At 73.4% G+C, this 17,501-nt stretch carries 19 protein-coding genes; 9 read left to right on the plus strand and 10 right to left on the minus strand.

All coding sequences use genetic code 11. The features are described 5' to 3' along the window. Positions 1-50 precede the first annotated feature (50 nt). Positions 51-1,115: a glycoside hydrolase family 5 protein gene (locus tag ACIQVL_RS37780; protein ID WP_403477618.1), complete on the plus strand. Its 1,065-nt coding sequence runs from the start codon at positions 51-53 to the stop codon at positions 1,113-1,115. A gap of 161 nt (positions 1,116-1,276) precedes the next feature. Here ACIQVL_RS37780 and ACIQVL_RS37785 read toward each other — a convergent pair whose 3' ends face one another. Genes ACIQVL_RS37785 through paaI form a run of 3 tightly spaced genes read right to left on the minus strand, consistent with a single transcriptional unit; the run spans position 1,277 to position 3,579 of the window. Next, positions 1,277-1,762 carry a GNAT family N-acetyltransferase gene (locus ACIQVL_RS37785; protein WP_403477619.1) on the minus strand — a complete coding sequence of 162 codons (486 nt, stop codon included), beginning with the start codon at positions 1,760-1,762 and terminating at the stop codon, positions 1,277-1,279. Between the two features lie 42 nt (positions 1,763-1,804). Continuing rightward, on the minus strand, positions 1,805-3,151 hold the full coding sequence (gene paaK, locus ACIQVL_RS37790) for a phenylacetate--CoA ligase PaaK (protein ID WP_403477620.1): 1,347 nt from the start codon (positions 3,149-3,151) through the stop codon (positions 1,805-1,807). Continuing rightward, a complete protein-coding gene (gene paaI / locus ACIQVL_RS37795) occupies positions 3,148-3,579 on the minus strand; it encodes a hydroxyphenylacetyl-CoA thioesterase PaaI (protein WP_217555826.1) in 432 nt (143 codons plus the stop codon). The genes paaK and paaI overlap by 4 nt, the downstream gene beginning before the upstream one ends. Before the next feature lie 206 nt (positions 3,580-3,785). Here paaI and ACIQVL_RS37800 point away from each other — a divergent pair, with 206 nt between their 5' ends. From ACIQVL_RS37800 to paaE, 8 genes are all read left to right on the plus strand, one after another. After that, a complete protein-coding gene (locus tag ACIQVL_RS37800; RefSeq protein ID WP_403425409.1) occupies positions 3,786-5,006 on the plus strand; it encodes a thiolase family protein in 1,221 nt (406 codons plus the stop codon). Then, positions 5,003-5,764 (plus strand): enoyl-CoA hydratase/isomerase family protein, encoded by a 762-nt coding sequence (locus ACIQVL_RS37805; protein ID WP_403477621.1) that lies wholly within the window; start codon positions 5,003-5,005, stop codon positions 5,762-5,764. Before ACIQVL_RS37800 ends, ACIQVL_RS37805 begins: the two co-directional genes overlap by 4 nt. Next, a complete protein-coding gene (locus tag ACIQVL_RS37810) occupies positions 5,761-6,618 on the plus strand; it encodes a 3-hydroxyacyl-CoA dehydrogenase family protein (protein WP_403425405.1) in 858 nt (285 codons plus the stop codon). Before ACIQVL_RS37805 ends, ACIQVL_RS37810 begins: the two co-directional genes overlap by 4 nt. A gap of 136 nt (positions 6,619-6,754) precedes the next feature. Beyond that, on the plus strand, positions 6,755-7,726 hold the full coding sequence (gene paaA, locus ACIQVL_RS37815) for a 1,2-phenylacetyl-CoA epoxidase subunit PaaA (protein ID WP_403425403.1): 972 nt from the start codon (positions 6,755-6,757) through the stop codon (positions 7,724-7,726). Then, complete coding sequence (paaB, locus tag ACIQVL_RS37820) at positions 7,723-8,013, plus strand: 1,2-phenylacetyl-CoA epoxidase subunit PaaB (RefSeq protein WP_093507257.1); 291 nt, start codon at positions 7,723-7,725, stop codon at positions 8,011-8,013. The genes paaA and paaB overlap by 4 nt, the downstream gene beginning before the upstream one ends. Positions 8,014-8,022: 9 nt before the next feature. Then, a complete protein-coding gene (gene paaC / locus ACIQVL_RS37825) occupies positions 8,023-8,856 on the plus strand; it encodes a 1,2-phenylacetyl-CoA epoxidase subunit PaaC (RefSeq protein WP_403425400.1) in 834 nt (277 codons plus the stop codon). Further along, positions 8,850-9,365, plus strand: a complete 516-nt coding sequence (gene paaD / locus ACIQVL_RS37830) for a 1,2-phenylacetyl-CoA epoxidase subunit PaaD (protein ID WP_403425399.1) — start codon at positions 8,850-8,852, stop codon at positions 9,363-9,365. Before paaC ends, paaD begins: the two co-directional genes overlap by 7 nt. Next, positions 9,365-10,477: a 1,2-phenylacetyl-CoA epoxidase subunit PaaE gene (gene paaE, locus ACIQVL_RS37835; protein WP_403425397.1), complete on the plus strand. Its 1,113-nt coding sequence runs from the start codon at positions 9,365-9,367 to the stop codon at positions 10,475-10,477. Before paaD ends, paaE begins: the two co-directional genes overlap by 1 nt. 112 nt (positions 10,478-10,589) lie before the next feature. Here the strand turns inward: paaE and ACIQVL_RS37840 are convergent, their stop codons facing one another. The 7 genes from ACIQVL_RS37840 to ACIQVL_RS37870 form a co-directional block, all read right to left on the minus strand. Then, complete coding sequence (locus ACIQVL_RS37840; protein ID WP_403425395.1) at positions 10,590-11,414, minus strand: DUF1684 domain-containing protein; 825 nt, start codon at positions 11,412-11,414, stop codon at positions 10,590-10,592. Between the two features lie 182 nt (positions 11,415-11,596). Next, the gene (locus ACIQVL_RS37845) at positions 11,597-12,682 is read right to left on the minus strand and encodes an MSMEG_0565 family glycosyltransferase (protein ID WP_403477622.1); all 1,086 of its coding nucleotides are present in this window, start codon (positions 12,680-12,682) and stop codon (positions 11,597-11,599) included. Then, on the minus strand, positions 12,679-13,515 hold the full coding sequence (locus ACIQVL_RS37850; RefSeq protein WP_403425391.1) for a carbon-nitrogen hydrolase family protein: 837 nt from the start codon (positions 13,513-13,515) through the stop codon (positions 12,679-12,681). The genes ACIQVL_RS37845 and ACIQVL_RS37850 overlap by 4 nt, the downstream gene beginning before the upstream one ends. Continuing rightward, positions 13,512-14,363: a carbon-nitrogen hydrolase family protein gene (locus ACIQVL_RS37855; protein WP_403477623.1), complete on the minus strand. Its 852-nt coding sequence runs from the start codon at positions 14,361-14,363 to the stop codon at positions 13,512-13,514. Before ACIQVL_RS37855 ends, ACIQVL_RS37850 begins: the two co-directional genes overlap by 4 nt. Then, the gene (locus ACIQVL_RS37860; RefSeq protein WP_403425387.1) at positions 14,360-15,835 is read right to left on the minus strand and encodes an MSMEG_0567/sll0787 family protein; all 1,476 of its coding nucleotides are present in this window, start codon (positions 15,833-15,835) and stop codon (positions 14,360-14,362) included. Before ACIQVL_RS37860 ends, ACIQVL_RS37855 begins: the two co-directional genes overlap by 4 nt. A gap of 5 nt (positions 15,836-15,840) precedes the next feature. Further along, positions 15,841-16,947: an MSMEG_0568 family radical SAM protein gene (locus ACIQVL_RS37865; RefSeq protein ID WP_403477624.1), complete on the minus strand. Its 1,107-nt coding sequence runs from the start codon at positions 16,945-16,947 to the stop codon at positions 15,841-15,843. A 10-nt stretch (positions 16,948-16,957) separates the two neighbouring features. Beyond that, on the minus strand, positions 16,958-17,479 hold the full coding sequence (locus ACIQVL_RS37870; RefSeq protein WP_388920990.1) for an MSMEG_0572/Sll0783 family nitrogen starvation response protein: 522 nt from the start codon (positions 17,477-17,479) through the stop codon (positions 16,958-16,960). Between the last annotated feature and the right edge of the window lie 22 nt (positions 17,480-17,501).

Raw genomic sequence — 17,501 nt, forward strand, 5'->3', positions numbered from 1 at the left:
GGGCCCGTGGGCCCCCGCGTCGAGCCGCCGTCTTCCGAAAGGGCACGTTGATGCGCAAGACCCCCGCCAGCACCCGGATCGCCCCCCGCACCCGTGCCGCCCTCGCGGCGGTCGCGATCGCCGCGGTCGGCGCCACCACCCTCGTCGGCAGCCCGGCCACCGCCTCCGCCGCCGCACCGGGCCACGGCACCAGCCAGTTCAAGGGCGTCAACTGGGCCGACCCGCGCGACAACTACGCCGACGACCCCGTGGTCCTCTCCGGCCTGTCGCTCTCCGACAGCTACGCCCAGACCTACGCCAAGGCGACCCGGGTGATCGCGGCCTTCCGCGCCAACCTCGGGGCCAACACCGTACGGCTGCCCATCAACCCGTACACGGTGAACGGCTCCTACTGGAAGTCGTACCGCGGGGTCATCGACGCGGCCTCGGCCCAGGGCTTCAAGGTGATCGTCTCCTACTGGGAGGGCACCGGCGCCAACAAGGACGGCTTCATCGACGACGAGGCCACCTACTGGCCCATGTGGAACACGGTCGTCAAGGCCTACCGGCACGACCCGCACGTCTACTTCGAGCCGATGAACGAGCCGCACGGCTACACCGACACCGAGTGGGCCGACCTCGCGGCGAAGTGGCTGGCGACCTACCCGTCCGTCCCGCACGACCGCGTCTTCGTCAGCGGCGCCGGCTACAACGACCACGTCACCACCGTCTGCGCCGACCCGCGCCTGAAGGGCACCTACCTGTCCCTGCACCACTACGGCTTCTGGAAGAGCTACGCGACCTACGACCAGTGGGTGGCCGACCTGAAGGACCGGCTCGGCGACTGCGCGAGCCGCACGGTCGCCGACGAGTTCGGCGCCCCCATGACCACAGGCCTCGACTACGACAAGCCCGCGCCCGACGACAACTCCGTCAACTTCATCCAGGCCGACACCGACACCTTCCGCAAGCTCGGCATGGGCTCGGTGTACTGGCCGGGCCTGCGCACCGACGACACGTACTCGATCCAGAAGCTCGTCGGCGACGCGTCCCGCCCCTGGCTGGCCACCACCAACCAGTCCGGCGCCGACCGCCTCGCCTGGGCCTGGGGCCGCGGCAGGCCGGTCAACGGCTGACCGCGCCACCGGAGCGGCCGCGGCGCCCACGAGCGCTGTGGCCGCGCCCCTTCAAAGGCGCTGGGGGTGCCCCCGGCCGAAGGCTGGGGGAGGAACTGCGCGACCAGCCACGACGGTGCCGCGGACGAATGACTGCGCGTGACGGTATTCCAGCGGAGCGGCTAGGGCTGCAGACGCAGCACATACGTCAGCCCCGGACCACGGGAGAGCCGCGTCTGACCGTTCACGGTGAACCCCGTCCGGGCGAGGACGGCCCGGGACGCCGCGTTGCGGAGGTCGGCGGCGGCCCGCAGGGTCGTCAGCCCGTAGGTGTCGACGGCGCGTCGGCACACCTCGCGCACGCCCCAGGTGGCGAGCCCCCGCCCGGTGGCCCGCTCCGCGATCCGGTACCCCAGGTCGGCGCCGCCGTCCGCGACGTCCACCAGGTTGACCCGCCCCAGCACCTCGCCCGCCGGATCGACCAGCACATGGAAGTAGCAGGTCCCGGTCTCCTGCTCGGCCAGCCGCGCCCGGTGCACCTCGTCGAACCGGGCGAAGTAGTCGTCGCCGCGGTCGGGGATCGCCGCCGCGAAATAGGCGCGGTTCTCCGACTCGAAGGCGAGCAGGGCCGCGGCGTGGTCCGCGCGGAGCAGCTGGAGTTCGGGCATGGGCAGGAAGGTAGGCACTCCGGCCGCCCGCCCGCCAACGCATTAGTCCCTGCGCAGGTCCTTCACCCGGCGCAGCTTGCCGAGCGAGCGCTCCAGCGTCTCCGGTTCGACGACGGCGACCTCCACGGTGACGCCGACGCCGTCCTTGATGCCCTGGGCGATCGTCCTCGTGGCGGCCGCACGGTCGTCGAGGCCGGCGTCGGGCCGCGCCTCGACCTGGACGGTCATGTGGTCCATCCGGCCCCGCCGGCTGATCTGGATCTGGAAGTGCGGGGCCACCCCCGGCGTCCGCAGCACGATCTCCTCCACCTGGCTGGGGAAGACGTTGACCCCCCGAAGGATGATCATGTCGTCGGACCGGCCGGTGATCTTCTCGATCCGGCGGAACCCGGGACGCGCCGTGCCGGGCAGCAGCCGGGTCAGGTCCCTGGTGCGGTAGCGGATGATGGGCAGCGCCTCCTTCGTGAGCGAGGTGAAGACCAGTTCGCCGCTCTCGCCCTCCGCCAGCACCTCGTCGGTCAGCGGATCCACGACCTCCGGGTAGAAGTGGTCCTCCCAGACGTGCAGCCCGTCCTTGGTCTCCACGCACTCCTGCGCCACCCCGGGGCCGATGACCTCGGACAGCCCGTAGATGTCGACCGCGTGGATGTCCAGGCGCTCCTCGATCTCGCGGCGCATCTCCTCCGTCCACGGCTCCGCGCCGAAGATGCCGACCTTCAGGGAGGTGGAGCGCGGGTCGATGCCCTGGCGCTCGAACTCGTCCAGCAGGGTCAGCATGTAGGACGGCGTGACCATGATGATCTCGGGCCGGAAGTCCTGGATGATCTGCACCTGACGTGCCGTCATGCCGCCGGAGGCGGGGATCACCGTGCAGCCGGCCCGCTCGGCGCCGTAGTGGGCGCCCAGGCCGCCGGTGAACAGGCCGTAGCCGTAGGAGACATGGACCTTGTGCCCCGGGCGGCCGCCGGCGGCCCGGATGGAGCGGGCGACGACGTCCGCCCACATGGACAGGTCGTTGTCGGTGTAGCCGACCACGGTGGGCCGGCCGGTGGTGCCGCTGGAGGCGTGCACGCGCCGCACCTCGGACATCGGCACCGCGAACATGCCGAAGGGGTAGGTGTCCCGCAGGTCCGCCTTGGTCGTGAAGGGGAAGCGGGCGAGGTCCGCGAGCGTGTGGCAGTCGTCCGGGCCCACGCCGGCCGCGTCGAACTTCTTGCGGTACAGCTCCACGTTGTCGTACGCGTGCCGCAGCGTCGTGCGCAGCCTGGTGAGCTGGAGTGCCTCGACCTCCGCGCGGGACATCCGCTCGGCCTCGTCGAGGAGGGCCTCGGGGAGCGGCTCTCCCCGGCGGGTGCCCCTGGGTTCGGGCGCGATCACTTCGCTGCTCATTGCGGCTCCTCATTCTGCGTGCGGAGGGTGCGACTGCGGCCGCGGAACTCCGCGATCACCTCGTCGCCGCGCACGACACTCACGTCGTAGACACCGCTGCGGCCGAACCGGACCCGCTCCCGCGCGGTGGCGACCAGTACGTCGCCCTCGTACGCGGGCGCGACGAAGTCGATGTCGGCGCCGGCGGCGACCGTCACCGGTCCGTGGCTGTTGCAGGCACAGGCGAACGCCGTGTCGGCCAGCAGGAACACGTGTCCGCCGTGGGCGATCCGGTGTCCGTTGACCTGCGAGGCGGTCACGGTCATCCGCAGCACGGCCGTCCCCTCGCCGTGCTCCAGCAACTCGATCCCGAGCCGCCTGGACGCCTCGTCCGCGGCGAACATCGTCTCGACGGGGCCAGGTGTCGTCCCGGGTACCTGGGTCGTCATTTCCACCACCTTGTGAACCGACCGAACATTCGGTTAGCGTGCGGTTCGGTCAAGGTAATCCAGCAACACACCTGCATGTCAAGAGGCGGACCGCAGGCCGCCGAAGCGCCCCGCGCCGCCCTGTCCGACGCCCTCTTCGCCACCGGCCGCTGTGCCGTCCCGAAGCCGCGGCGACCCGTCCACCCCGAAGCCGAGGAGACCGCCCGATGCCCGACGTCTACCTGATCGACGGGGCCCGCACCCCGCAGGGCCGCTACGGCGGCGCCCTCGCCGCCGTACGGCCCGACGACCTCGCCGGCCTCGTCGTCGGCGAGGCCGTCCGGCGCTCCGGCGTCCCCGGCGAAGCCGTGGACGAGGTCGTCCTGGGAGCCGCCAACCAGGCGGGCGAGGACAACCGGGACGTGGCCCGGATGGCGGTCCTGCTCGCCGGACTGCCGCACACCGTGCCCGGCTACACCGTCAACCGCCTGTGCGCCTCGGGTCTCACGGCCGTCGCCTCGGCCGCCCAGACGATCCGCGCCGGCGAGGCGGACCTCGTGGTCGCCGGGGGAGTGGAGTCCATGACCCGGGCGCCCTGGGTGATGGAGAAGCCCGGCACCCCGTGGGCCAAGCCCGGGCAGGTGCACGACACCGCCCTCGGCTGGCGCTTCACCAACCCGCGCTTCACCGCCGCCGACCGGGACGTGCCCGCGGACGCCGGGCCCGAGGCGGTCAAGGTCACCCTGTCCATGGGCGAGACCGCGGAGGAGGTCGCCGCCCTGGACGGCATCACCCGCGCCGACTCCGACGCCTTCGCCCTGCGCAGCCACCAGCGGGCCGTGGCCGCCCAGGAGGCGGGCCGCTTCGACCGCGAGATCGTGCCCGTACCGGTGCGCGACGGCGAGGTCAGCCGGGACGAGGGCCCCCGCCCCTCCACCACCCTGGAGAAGCTGGGCTCCCTGCGTACCGTCTTCCGCGCGGACGGCATCGTCACGGCGGGCTCCTCCTCACCGCTGTCCGACGGCGCGGCCGCCCTGGTGGTCGCGAGCGCCGAGGCGGTCGAGCGGTACGGCCTGACCCCGCGCGCCCGGATCGTCGCCTCGGCCTCCGCGGGCGTCCAGCCGAACCTCATGGGTCTCGGCCCGGTCCCCGCCACCGGCAAGGCCCTCGCCCGCGCCGGCTGGCAGCCCGGCGACCTGGACGCCGTGGAGCTCAACGAGGCGTTCGCCGCCCAGGCCCTGGCCGTGATCCGCCGCCTCAAGCTCGACGAGGACAAGGTCAACGCCGACGGCGGCGCCATCGCCCTCGGCCATCCGCTCGGCTGCTCCGGCGCCCGCATCCTGCTCACCCTGCTCGGCCGTCTCGAACGCGAGAACGGCCGCCGCGGCCTGGCCACGCTCTGCGTGGGAGTCGGTCAGGGCGTCGCACTCCTTGTGGAGCGGGTGTGACCACTTCACCGTCTTCACCGTCGTACGACACCCTCCTCGTCGAGGAGCGCGCCGACCGGGTCGTCGTCACCCTCCACCGGCCCGCGGCCCGCAACGCCATCAGCGGCCGGATGATCAGCGAACTCCACCAGGTCTGCGAGCGGCTGGAGCGGGACCCCAGACTGCTGCTCCTGACCGGCCACGGCGGGGTCTTCGCGGGCGGCGCCGACATCGCCGAACTCCTGGAGCGGGGCCGTGACGAGGCGCTGCAGGGCATCAACAGCCGCCTCTTCGAGAGAGTCCGCCGGCTGCCCATGCCCACGCTGGCCGCCGTCGAGGGCTGGGCCCTGGGTGGTGGGGCCGAGCTGGCCTACGCCTGCGACCTGCGGATCGCCGGCCCCGGTGCCGTCTTCGGCAATCCCGAGCCCGGCCTCGGCATCCTCGCGGCGGCCGGCGCCTGCTGGCGGCTGCCCGAACTGGTCGGGGAGTCGGTCGCCAAGCAGATCCTGCTCGCCGGCCGCACCCTCGACGCACCGGCCGCGCTCGCCGCGGGCCTGGTCATCGACGTCGTCCCCGCCGAGGAACTGCTGACGGCGGCACACGCCCTGCTCGACCGGATGGCCCGCTCCTCGGCCACCGCCCTGCGCCTGACGAAGCTCGTCGTCGACTCGCCCGGCGCCCACCCGGTCGCCGACGACCTGGCACAGGCCGTGCTCTTCGAGGGGCAGGACAAGAAGGACCGCATGACACGTTTCCTGGAGAAGAGGAGCCGCGCATGACCTCGGCATCGGCACCCGAGACCGTCGCGGTGATCGGCGGTGGCCGGATGGGCGCCGGGATCGCCCAGTCCTTCGCCACCGCCGGCTCGGCCGTCACCGTGGTGGAGAGCGGGGCGCAGGCCGCCGCGGCGGCGCTGGAACGGATCGGTGGCAGCCTGCGGCGGGCCGCGGAGCGCGGTCACCTGACCGAGGACGCGGAGCGGGTCGCCGGCCGGGTGACCGTCGTACCCACGGTGGCGGCGCTGCCGGCGGAGGCCGAGCTGGTCGTGGAGGCCGTGCCCGAGGACGCGGCGCTCAAGGCCCGCGTCCTGAAGGCCGCCGAGGAGGCCGTGGGCGACACCACCGTCCTGGCCACCAACACCAGCTCCCTGTCGGTGGCCGACCTCGCCGCGGTCCTGCGGCGCCCGGACCGCTTCCTCGGCATGCACTTCTTCAACCCGGTGCCCGCCTCCGCGCTCGTCGAGATCGTCGTCGCACCCGAGACCGCCCCGGGCACCGTGGCGGCCGCCCTGGAGTGGACCAGGGCACTGGGCAAGCAGGACGTGGTCGTCACCGACTCGCCCGGCTTCGCCAGCAGCCGGCTCGGGCTGGCCCTCGGGCTGGAGGCGATCCGGATGGCCGAGGAGGGCGTCGCCGCGCCCGAGGCCATCGACGACGCCATGCGGCTCGGCTACAAGCACCCCATGGGCCCGCTGCGCCTGACCGACCTCGTCGGGCTCGACGTACGGCTCGCCATCGCCGAGTACCTGCACGCGACCCTCGGCGACCGGTTCGCCCCGCCGCAGCTGCTGCGCGACAAGGTGGCCCGCGGCGAACTCGGACAGAAGACGGGACAGGGCTTCTACACATGGTGACGCCGGGCCGCGGCACCTCCTGCGGGCCCGTGACAGCCGTACCGCTCGCCGCACTGATCGGCGTAGCCCCTTGCCAGACCGGGGAGGGCGCACCTTATGATGAACCGAACGAATGGTCGGTTGGGAGTTGGTGGAGATGACTGAAGCGGCCGGGAGGGACGCCGAGCACGATCTGGAGTCCCGTTTCGAGGCGACGATCTCGCGGGACCAGCGGATCGAGCCGCGCGACTGGATGCCGGAGGGCTACCGCAGGACGCTGATCCGGCAGATCGCCCAGCACGCGCACTCGGAGATCATCGGCATGCAGCCGGAGGGCGAGTGGATCACCAGGGCGCCCTCGCTGCGCCGCAAGGCGATCCTGTTCGCGAAGGTCCAGGACGAGGCCGGCCACGGCCTGTACCTGTACTCGGCCGCCGAGACCCTTGGCATCGACCGCGCGGAGCTCACCGAGCGCCTCCTCGAAGGCCGCCAGAAGTACTCGTCGATCTTCAACTACCCGACGCTCAGCTACGCGGACGTCGGCGTCATCGGCTGGTTCGTGGACGGCGCGGCCATCTGCAACCAGGTGCCGCTGTGCCGCAGCTCGTACGGCCCCTACGCCCGCGCGATGGTGCGGATCTGCAAGGAGGAGTCCTTCCACCAGCGGCAGGGCTACGAACTGCTGATGACCATGATGCGCGGCACCGACGCCCAGCGGGAGATGGTGCAGGACGCCGTGGACCGCTGGTGGTGGCCGTCCCTGATGATGTTCGGCCCGCCCGACGACGACTCGCCCAACTCCGCCCAGTCCATGGCCTGGAAGATCAAGCGGCACAGCAACGACGAACTGCGCCGGCGCTTCGTCGACATGACCGTGCCGCAGGCGGCCAAGCTCGGCGTGACCCTGCCCGACCCCGAACTGCGCTGGAACGAGGAGCGCGGCCACCACGACTTCGGTACCCCCGACTTCTCCGAGCTGAAGGACGTCATCAGCGGCAACGGCCCGTGCAACGCGGAGCGCATGGAGCGCCGCCGGGCCGCCCACGAGGAGGGTGCCTGGGTGCGTGCGGCCGCCGGTGCCCACGCCGCCAAGCAGGCCGCCCGCGCCCGCGAGGAGGCAGTGGCATGAGCGACACCGGGAACTGGCCCCTGTACGAGATCTTCATCCGCGGCAAGCGCGGCCTCAACCACGTCCACGTCGGCTCACTGCACGCCGCGGACGACCAGATGGCCCTCACCCACGCCCGCGACCTGTACACCCGCCGCAACGAAGGCGTCAGCATCTGGGCCGTGCGCTCCGAGCACATCGCCGCCTCCACCCGGGACGAGAAGGACCCTTTCTTCGACCCCAGCGCCGACAAGGTCTACCGGCACCCGACCTTCTACGACATCCCCGACGATGTCCCGCACATCTAGGAGCCGGCGATGAGCGACGACGACCACGTCTACCTGAGCCTGGCCGAGGGCCACGACGACGGCGACGCGCGCTGGGCGTTCGGCACCGGCTTCGAGGACCCGCTGCACGGCGTCGACACCGCCGTACCCGAGGGCGTCGACGCCGCCGCACTGGCCGCCGCCTGCCTGGCGCTCGGCGACGACGCCCTGGTCCTGGCCCAGCGGCTCGCCGAATGGGTCACCCGCGCCCCCGAGCTGGAGGAGGAGGTGGCGCTGGCCAACATCGGGCTCGACCTGCTGGGCCAGGCCCGGCTGCTCTACTCCCGGGCCGGCCAGACCGACGGCACCGGCCGCACGGAGGACGCCTACGCCTACTTCCGGGACGCCGCCGAGTTCCGCAACGTACGCCTCGCCGAACTCCCCAACGGCGACTTCGCCTTCTCCGTCCTGCGCCTCCTGGTCTTCGCCAGCTGGCGGCTCGCCCACTTCACCGAACTGTCCGCCGCACCCGACCCGGTGCTCGCGGCGATCGCGGCCAAGGGCGTCAAGGAGCTCACCTACCACCGGCAGTACGCCGCCGAGTGGGTGGTACGCCTCGGCGACGGCACGGAGGAGTCCCATGCCCGGATGCTGACCGCCCTGGAGGCGCAGGCCCCGTACTGGGCGGAGCTGTTCGCCGCCCACGACGTGCGCGACGCGGTGCTGGCCGACCTCCACCAGGCCCTCGACGCGGCCGGACTCCCCATGCCGAGCGTCCCGCCACTGCCCGGCCAGGGCCGCGAAGGCGAGCACACCGACCACCTCGCCCCGCTCCTCGCCGAGCTGCAGAGCGTGGCCCGCGCCCACCCGGAGGCGACGTGGTGACCGTCCTGACCGACGCCCGGCGGGCCCGGCACATCGCCGAACAGGTCCCCGACCCGGAACTCCCCATGCTCACCCTCGCCGACCTCGGCGTGCTGCGGGACGTCACCGTCGAGCCGGACGGCACGGTGGTCGCCGACCTCACCCCGACCTACTCGGGCTGCCCCGCCATGGCCGAGATGCGCGCCGGGGTCGCCGCCCGCCTGCGGGACGCCGGCTTCGGCCGCGTGGAGATCCGCACGGTCCTCGACCCGCCGTGGACCAGTGACTGGATCACCCCCGAAGGGCGCCGCAAACTCGCCGACCACGGCATCGCACCGCCGGGCACCGCGCCCCGGCGGCCCGCGGGTCCCGTCCCGCTGGACCTGGCGCCGACCCGGCGCACGGTTCCGTGTCCCCGCTGCGGATCGGCCGCCACCGAGGAGACCTCCCGGTTCGCGGCCACCTCCTGCAAGGCGCTGTGGCGCTGCCTCAGCTGCCGGGAGCCGTTCGAGTACGTCAAGGAGATCTGATGGCAGAGCTGACGGCACCGACCGCCGGTGCCCCCGCGACGACAGCACGCCGGCGCCGCCCTGCCTTCCACCCCCTGCGCGTCGCCGCCGTCCAGCCCCTGTGCGAGGACGCCGTGGCGGTCACCTTCGACATCCCCGCCGCCCTCGCGGCGGAGTTCGCCTTCGGCCCCGGCCAGTCCCTCACCCTCCGCCGCGACGTCGACGGACGCGACGAGCGGCGCTCCTACTCGATCTGCTCGCCGGCCGGCACCGCGCCCCGCATCGGCGTCCGCGAGGTGCCCGGCGGACTCTTCTCCTCGTGGCTGGTGCACGAGGTGCGCCCGGGCGACACCGTCGAGGTGATGGCCCCCACCGGAGCCTTCACCCCCGACCTGACCGTCCCCGGCCACCACGTGCTCATCGCGGCCGGCTCCGGCATCACCCCGATGATGTCCATCGCCGCATCGGTCCTCGCCGCCGACGACCGCTCGACGGTGACGCTGTTCTACGGCAACCGCCGCACCGACACCGTGATGTTCGCCGACGAACTCGCCGACCTGAAGGACGAGTACCGCACCCGCTTCCACCTCGCCCACGTCCTCTCCCGCGAACCCCGGGAGGCCGAACTCCTCTCCGGCCGCCTCGACGGCGACCGCCTCGGCGCGCTCGTCGACGGCCTGGTCGACATCGAGACCACCGGCCACTGGTGGCTGTGCGGCCCGCACGGCATGGTCGTCGACGCCCAGAAGGTGCTCGCCGGACTGGGCGTCCCCGCCGGCCGGATCCACCAGGAGCTCTTCTTCGCCGACGAGCCGATCGAGCCCGTCCGCCACGAGGACGCGGTGGCGACCGGCCCGGCCAGCGAGGTCACCGTCACCCTGGACGGCCGCTCCACCACCGCGCGCCTCCCGCGCGAGCGCACCATCCTCGACTCCGCCGCCCGCCTCCGCCCGGACCTCCCCTTCGCCTGCAAGGGGGGCGTCTGCGGAACCTGCCGCGCCCGCATCACGGACGGCGAGGCCGACATGCGCCGCAACTACGCCCTGGAACCCGCCGAGGTGGCCGCCGGCTACGTCCTGACCTGCCAGTCCTACCCGGTCTCCGAGTCGCTGACGGTCGACTACGACAGCTGACCGGCCCCGGCCCGGAAACCCCTGGCGCCCCGCTCGGGCGGGCCGACCGCCCCCGCCCGAGCGCAGCCGGAGCCGGCCGCACCAGGCCCGTCGCCGGGCCCTGCCGTCCGGGTCAGGACCCACCGCGCTCGCGGGGGATCTTCTGCCCGGCCTCCACCGCCACCGGCAGCCGGTTCCCGGCGGGCGGCAGCGGGCAGGTGGCGAGGTCCGTGTAGGCGCACGGCAGGTTCGCGGCGCGGTTGAAGTCCAGGAGCACCGTGCCGTCGGCGGCGGGCGGTCCGACGGCCAGCGACCGGTTCGCGGCGTAGGTGGTGACCCCCGAGGTCGCGTCGGTGAACAGCACCATCAGTCCACCCGGGCCGTGTCCGGGGAACGCGGTCAGGGACAGCTGCCGCCCCGCCAGCTCGAACTCGATCCGGCCCGGGGCGTCGTAGACGTGCTCGAGGCCCTCCACCGCGGCGCCCACCGTGGTCGGCCGCGGCTCGTCGAAGGGGACGTACCGGCCCCGCACGGCCCAGCGCGGGTCGGGGGCGTAGGCGGGGGTTCCGGTGAAGGCGGTGCGCAGCGGGGCGTCCGGATGCCGGGGGCGCACGATGTCGTTCCCGCCGCGCCTGGCCACCTCGATGACGGCGTCGCCCCAGACCGCTTCGGCGCCGCCGCGCTCGGGAAGCACACCGAAGCGGTGCTCGCCGCGCACCGGCGTCCCGTCGACGACCAGTTCCTCCCGGTCGTCGAGGGTGACGACCACCCCGTCGGGGCCGGTGTGCCAGGCGCCGGGAGCGTCCGGGAAGCGCTGCGGGCGGTCGTCGAGCCAGTGCAGCCCGGTGATGGCCAGGAACCCGTGCGGCGCGGAGATCCGGGCCTCCTGGGCACGGTGCCAGTCCTGCCAGCTCTCGGTGAAGACCTGGAGATCCGCGGTGGTGGCCTCAGTCGTCATGCGTCCGTCCTCTTTCGTCGGGCGAGGCTCTGCAACAGCCGTACCCGTCAGAACGGGGGCGGACGAACCCGCATTCCGGTCCGCGTGTGACAGCTTCTTGTCAGCTGTGTGTCGTGGGAGCCCGGGTCCCGGAGCCGGGCCCCGCGCTCACGCGGGAGGGAAGCGGCCGGTGTCGAGCAGGCTCAGCCGGCCGGCAGTGTGCCGTAGAAGTCCAGGTGACGGCGCGCGGCCTCGGCCCAGGTGTGCCGGGCGGCGAGGGCGTGTCCCGCGGCTCGCCGGAACGGATCGTCGGTGGTGAGCGCGGAGCCGAGCTCGGCGGCGAGGTCCTGCGGAGTGGCCGCGAAACGGGCCGCGGACCCGAACACCTCACGCAGGACCGGCAGTTCCCGTACCACCAGCGGGACGCTCGCGGCCAGGGCCTCCATCGCGGCGAGTCCGAAGCCCTCCTTCACGGACGGGAAGGCGAAGGCACCGGCGGCGGCGACCAGCGAGGGCAGCTCCTCCTCGGCGACCTGCCCCAGTACCACGGGGCGGATGCCGAGTTCGGCCGCCCGTTGCTCCCAACGGGCCCGGTAGTCCCGGTAGTCGAAGAGCGTCTCGCCACCGGCGATCACCAGCCGGAGGCCGGGGTGTGCGGAGCGCAGCAGCGCGTACGCCTCCAGCAGGTCCAGGGAGCCCTTGCGGGGTTCGATGCCTCCGACGGTCAGCACATAGCGGCCCAGTCGCGCGCGCCAGCTCTCCCGAGCGGCCGGGTCGGTGGTCGCGAAGCGGTCGTAGGCCACGCCGTTGGGGATGACGGCCGGCTTCAGGCTCCAGCCCACGGCGAGTTCGTCGGCGACCGACCGGGAGACGCAGATGTGCGCGTGCGGCTCGACGACGGCCCGCTCGTGGCACGCGGCCAGTTCGGGGGTGGTGAAGTGGTCGACGTGGTGGACCGTGCGGACGCAGCGGCCGTCCACCGCGTTGGCACTGATGCAGTCCTGGGCGTGGACGACGTCGTACGGCGCGGGGTCGAAGGCCGCGCGCAGGACCCCGATGGAGCGCAGGATCCGCTCGCCCACCGGCTCCCCGCCGGGGCCGTCCGGGAACGGCACGATCCGCAGCTGCACGCGGGCGTCCACCGGCCGGAAGAAGCCCCCGTCGCCGCCGCGGCCCAGCGTCCACACGGTGACGTCCTCGCCCAGCGCGGCCAGCGCCTCGGCGAGGGCGAGGGTGTGGACGACGCCGCCGCGGGGCTTGGTGGAGTAGCTGAGCAGGGCGATCTTCACGTGCGGTCCTCCCGGTAGGCCTCGGGCCGGCGCTCGTCGAGGTGGCGCAGGACCCGGCGCGCCCGGTCCAGTTCGGTGGCGATGTCGACCTCGGCGACGGCCAGGCCGGCCTTGGACCAGGTGCGGGCCAGGATGTCGCCGCCGGGACCGACGACCTTGGCCTGGCCGAGGAAGCGCATGCCGCCCATGGCACCGGTCTGGTTGGAGGAGGCGAGGACGACCTGGTTCTCCGCGGCGCGGGCCTGGTCGTACAGGTCGAAGAGCCTGGCCTGGCGGTCCTGGGCCATGCGCGGGGCGCGGTTGGTGATGGACGTGGGCCAGGCGGACAGGCAGGCCAGGATCTCCGCGCCGTCCAGGGCCAGCGAGCGCGCCGACTCGGGGAACGTCTTGTCGTAGTCGATGAGCATCCCGATCCGGCCGACCGGGGTGTCGAAGGCGTCGAAGCGGTCGCCGGGGGAGTAGGCGGCCGTCTCGCCGGCGGGGAGGTGGACCTTGCGGTGACGGCCCAGGACACCGTCGCCGCTGACACAGACGGCGGCGTTGTAGCGCTCGTCGCCCGCGTCCTCGCAGTAGCCGAGGCAGACCACCATCTCGGCGGCCAGGCGGGCGACCTGGAGGATCAGCGGGTCGTCGGGCTTGAGGGCGGGCGGCAGGGCCTCGGGGTCGGGGTGGCGGAGATCGGCGAGGTAGCCGCCGAGGGCGGCGTCGGGCAGGACCAGCAGGCGGGCGCCCGAGGTGCGGGCGTCGTCGACGAGTTTGGCGATGCGGGCCAGATCGAAGTCCAGGTCGCGGCCGAAGTGGGCGGCCGCGGCCGCGATCCGGATCGTGCTCATGCGGTGACTGCTCCTGCGGGTGTGTAGGTGTCCGGCCGCCGGTCGCGCAGATGACCCATGGAGCGCCGGGCGGTCTCCAGGGCCCGCACGACGTCCAGTTCGGCGACGGCCGTACCGGCCGCCACCCCCGTGTCGGCGAGGATCTCGCCGCCCGGGTCGACGACCTTGGCGCTGCCGACGAAGCGTAGCGACCCGAAGGTGCCCGCCTGGTTGGCCGACAGCCACACGATCTGGTTCTCCAGCGCACGCGCCCGGTCGAACAGGTCGAAGCGCCGCTTCCAGCGGTCCCGTTCGAGGTCGGCGGAGGCGTTGGTGCGGGCGCCGGGCCAGGCCGACACGCACACCCCGATCTGCGCCCCGTCGAGGGCCAGCGCCCGCGCGGACTCCGGGAACGCCTTGTCGTAGCAGATCATCATGCCGATCCGGCCGACCGGGGTGTCGAAGGCGTGGAAGCGGTCCCCGGAGGCGTAGGAGGCGTCCTCGCTCAGCGGCTGGTGGACCTTGCGGTGGTTGCCGAGGACGCCGTCGCCGGTGACGCAGACGACACTGTTGTAGCGGTGGCCGTCCGGCCCCGCCTCGCAGTAGCCGGCGACGACCGTCGTCTCCCCGGCCAGCGCCGCCAGCCGGCGGATCTCCGGGCCGTCCAGGGCCAGCGCGGGCGGGCCCGCGTCGAGCTCCGAGGAGTCGTCGAGACTGAGCAGATAGCCGCCCAGGCAGGCCTCGGGCAGGGCCAGGAGCCGCACGCCCTGTTCCCGGGCCGCCCTGACCAGCCGCTCTGCCGTCAGGAAGTCCTCCTCCAGGTCGCGGCCGAACTCGGCGGCGACGGCGGCCATGCGCAGGGTGTTCATGCGGGTCCCATCCCGGTCACCGCGGAGGCGACCGCTTCGGTGATCTCGCCGTCGGGCCAGCGCAGCCCGACGCCTTCTCCAGTGGTCAGTTCGCCGCAGACGGCGCCCGTGGCGGGCCCGGCGGCGGGCGGCGGGGCGTCGGGCGCGTCGGCGGTGAGCATCGCGAAGCCCGGGAAGCAGGTCAGCCAGTCGCCCGTCGTCGCGCCTGCCGGGCGGGGGACGGCGGCCACGTCGAGGACGGCCCGGCAGCCGCTCGCCTCCGCGAGCATGCCGAGCGTCCCCGCGATCCCGGCCATCGACACATCCTTCGCGGCGGCGGGCCGGGCCGCGGCCACCGCGCCGGTCATGGCCCGCAGTTCGTCCGCACGACGGTGCGTGGACGAGTCCCACTGCCGGCCCCGGTATCCCGCCCGCCAGCCGCCGCCGAGGTCGGCGGTGAGCCGCACGGCATGCCCCGGACGCCCCCCACCCCCGGGCACCGGATGCGGGGTCCGGCCCAGCGCGGTGACCGACAGAGCGGCGGGGACGCCGAGCTGGGTGTGCCCGCCGAGCACCGGGACGCCGTACGCGTGCGCGGCCCGCCGCAGTCCGTCGAGGATCCGCCGGGCGTGGCCCGCGTCCCGCGCGCCGACGGCGTCCAGCAGACCGAGCGGTGAGGCGCCCATCGCGGCCAGGTCGTTGACGTTCACCAGGACCGCGCACCAGCCCGCCCACTCCGGGTCCCGTTCGACCATCGACGGCACGATCGCGTCGCAGGCGGCGATCACGTCGGTGCCGGGGACGGGCGCCCCGTCGTCACCGACGAACCCCGCGCCGCCGAGGACGGCCGGTGCTCCCGCCGGGCGGACGTGGACCGGCGGTTCGCGCAGGCCCGCCAGGAGGGGGCCGAGGGCCGACTTGACGGCGTCCGCCTGGGCCGCGATCCGGCCGATCGGCCACCGCATCAGCACATGCGGGGCGCCCGCCACGGTGACCCGGCGTACGGACCGCCAGCCCAGGCGCCGGAAGAGGGGCTCGTTGCGAACCTGGACCGCGGCGTCGAACCGCAGAGCGCCCGCGGTCTCCGCATGGGCGCAGGCCGCGCGGACGAGGGCCGCGCCGACGCCGAGCGGACCCCGGGCCCGGCGGTCGACGACCAGCCGGCCGCCCGCCCACCAGCCCAGGTCCGGTCCGTCGTCCACCGGTCCGAGCCGCACGCCGCCGACCACCGTGCCGTCACCGGTCCTGGCGACGAGGACGACCGTGCGCTCGTCGAGGTCCCGGCCGTCCAGGTCGTCACCGGTGAACAGCCCCTGCTCGGCGACGAAGATTTCGCGGCGCAGCCTGCGGTAGGCGGCCAGCTCGGCCTCCGAGGACGCTTCCCCGATACGGAAGGCGGCCTGGCGCTGGAGGGTGCTGCGGTCGCCGAGCAGGGCCAGGATGTCGAAGACGTCGTCCGTCGCCGCCGCCGTCGCGGATCCGTCGAGCAGCATGCCCGTCACCCGCCCGCCGCGGGCAGCACGCTGCACGCCCCGCAGGCCGCGCAGCCGGCTCTCTGGTCGCCGCCCCGCATCCCGGCGGCGCGCAGCTTCCCGGCGACGCCCTCGGTGACGTACCGCAGCAGCTCGGCACTCGGTGCCCCGATCCCGTCGCGGGCGGCGAGGGTGCCGGTCATCGGGCGGAAGGGGACGACGAAGGGGTACACGCCCCGCTCGATCAACTTCCCCGCCCCCGCGACGAGTTCATCAGGATCCTCGCCCAGCCCGACGAGCAGGTAGGTGGAGACCCGGTTGGGTCCGAACACCCGCACCGCCTCGTCCCAGGCGGCCTCGTACTCGGCCATCGGCACGGTCGACTTGCCGGGCATCCAGCGCCGGCGCACCTCGTCGTCGAGGGACTCGGCATGGATGCCGATCGAGGTCGCCCCGGCGTCGTGCAGGGCGCGGATCCAGGAGAGGTCACCGGGTGGCTCGCACTGCACCTGAACGGGCAGTGCGGGGACCGCCTTCAGTACGGCCCGCACCGAGCGGACCAGGTTGCGGGCGCCCCGGTCGGGGCCGGTGGTGGTGCCGGTCGTCATGACCATCTGCCGGACGCCGTCGAGCCGTACGGCGGCCTCGGCGACCTCCGCGAGCTGCGCCGGGGTCTTGGCGGCGACCGTCGCGCCGGCCCGCAGCGACTCCTCGATGGTGCAGAAGCGGCAGCGGTCGGACTCGGCGTAGCGGATGCAGGTCTGCACGACGGTGGTGGCGAGGACGTCCGCGCCGTGGAGGCGGGCGATGTGCTCGTAGGGGGTGCCGTCGGCGGTGGTCAGGTCGTAGAACTTCGGGCGGTGTACGGCGGTGAGCGTGAGGCCGGTGTCGGTGAGACGTCCGGACTCGTCGCCGAGCCATACCCTGCCGTCGCGGACGGTGTAGGGGCTGTCGGGATTGCGGGGGAGCGCGGCGTTGGCACCGTCGACGAGGACGTGTCCGTCGTCGCTGGGTCCCGCGCCGTCGGGCCTGCGCACGGGGGTGTCCAACGCAACCCCGCGGAGCGCGAGTTCGGCGCGGGTCATGATCCGCACATTCACCGCCGTACCGCTGCTGCCGGTGCCAACGCTCACGTCGTGCTCCCTACAGCTGGTAGGTGGAGTTGATGATGGCGCCCTTGCGCGCGTAGTGGATCAGCGCGTCCTGGACGTCGAGGGGGTGGGTGGGGATGACGCCCTCGATGAGGTCCTCCTCGCGGGCGCCGTGCAGCGACAGGCCGAAGCGGCAGCAGTAGACCTTGCCGCCCTCGGCGATGAACGTCTTGAGCTGGTTGTTGATGTTGTGCTCGCCGGGGAAGGCGGAGTTCCCGGTGGTCGGGAAGCCGCGGGTGGCCAGGCAGTTGAGGGAGCCGGGGCCGTAGAAGTAGATGGCGGTCTCGAAGCCCTTGCGCAGGGCGCGGGTGGCCTGCAGGACGGCGACGAAGGACACCGACGACTCGTGGGCGATGCCGTGGACGAGGGTGAAGTAGGTCTCGCCGTCCTCGGCCCGGTAGTCGGGGAAGACCTTGGTGGAGCCGTAGATGCTGGAGCCTTCGGGGAGCGAGGGGTGCGGGATCTCGTCGAGGGACTTCTGCTCGACGTCGCTGAGCTGGACGGCTTCGGACATGGCTGTCTCCTTGGACGCACTT

It is taken from the genome of Streptomyces sp. NPDC090499 (assembly GCF_044769305.1).
Lineage (GTDB): Bacteria > Actinomycetota > Actinomycetes > Streptomycetales > Streptomycetaceae > Streptomyces.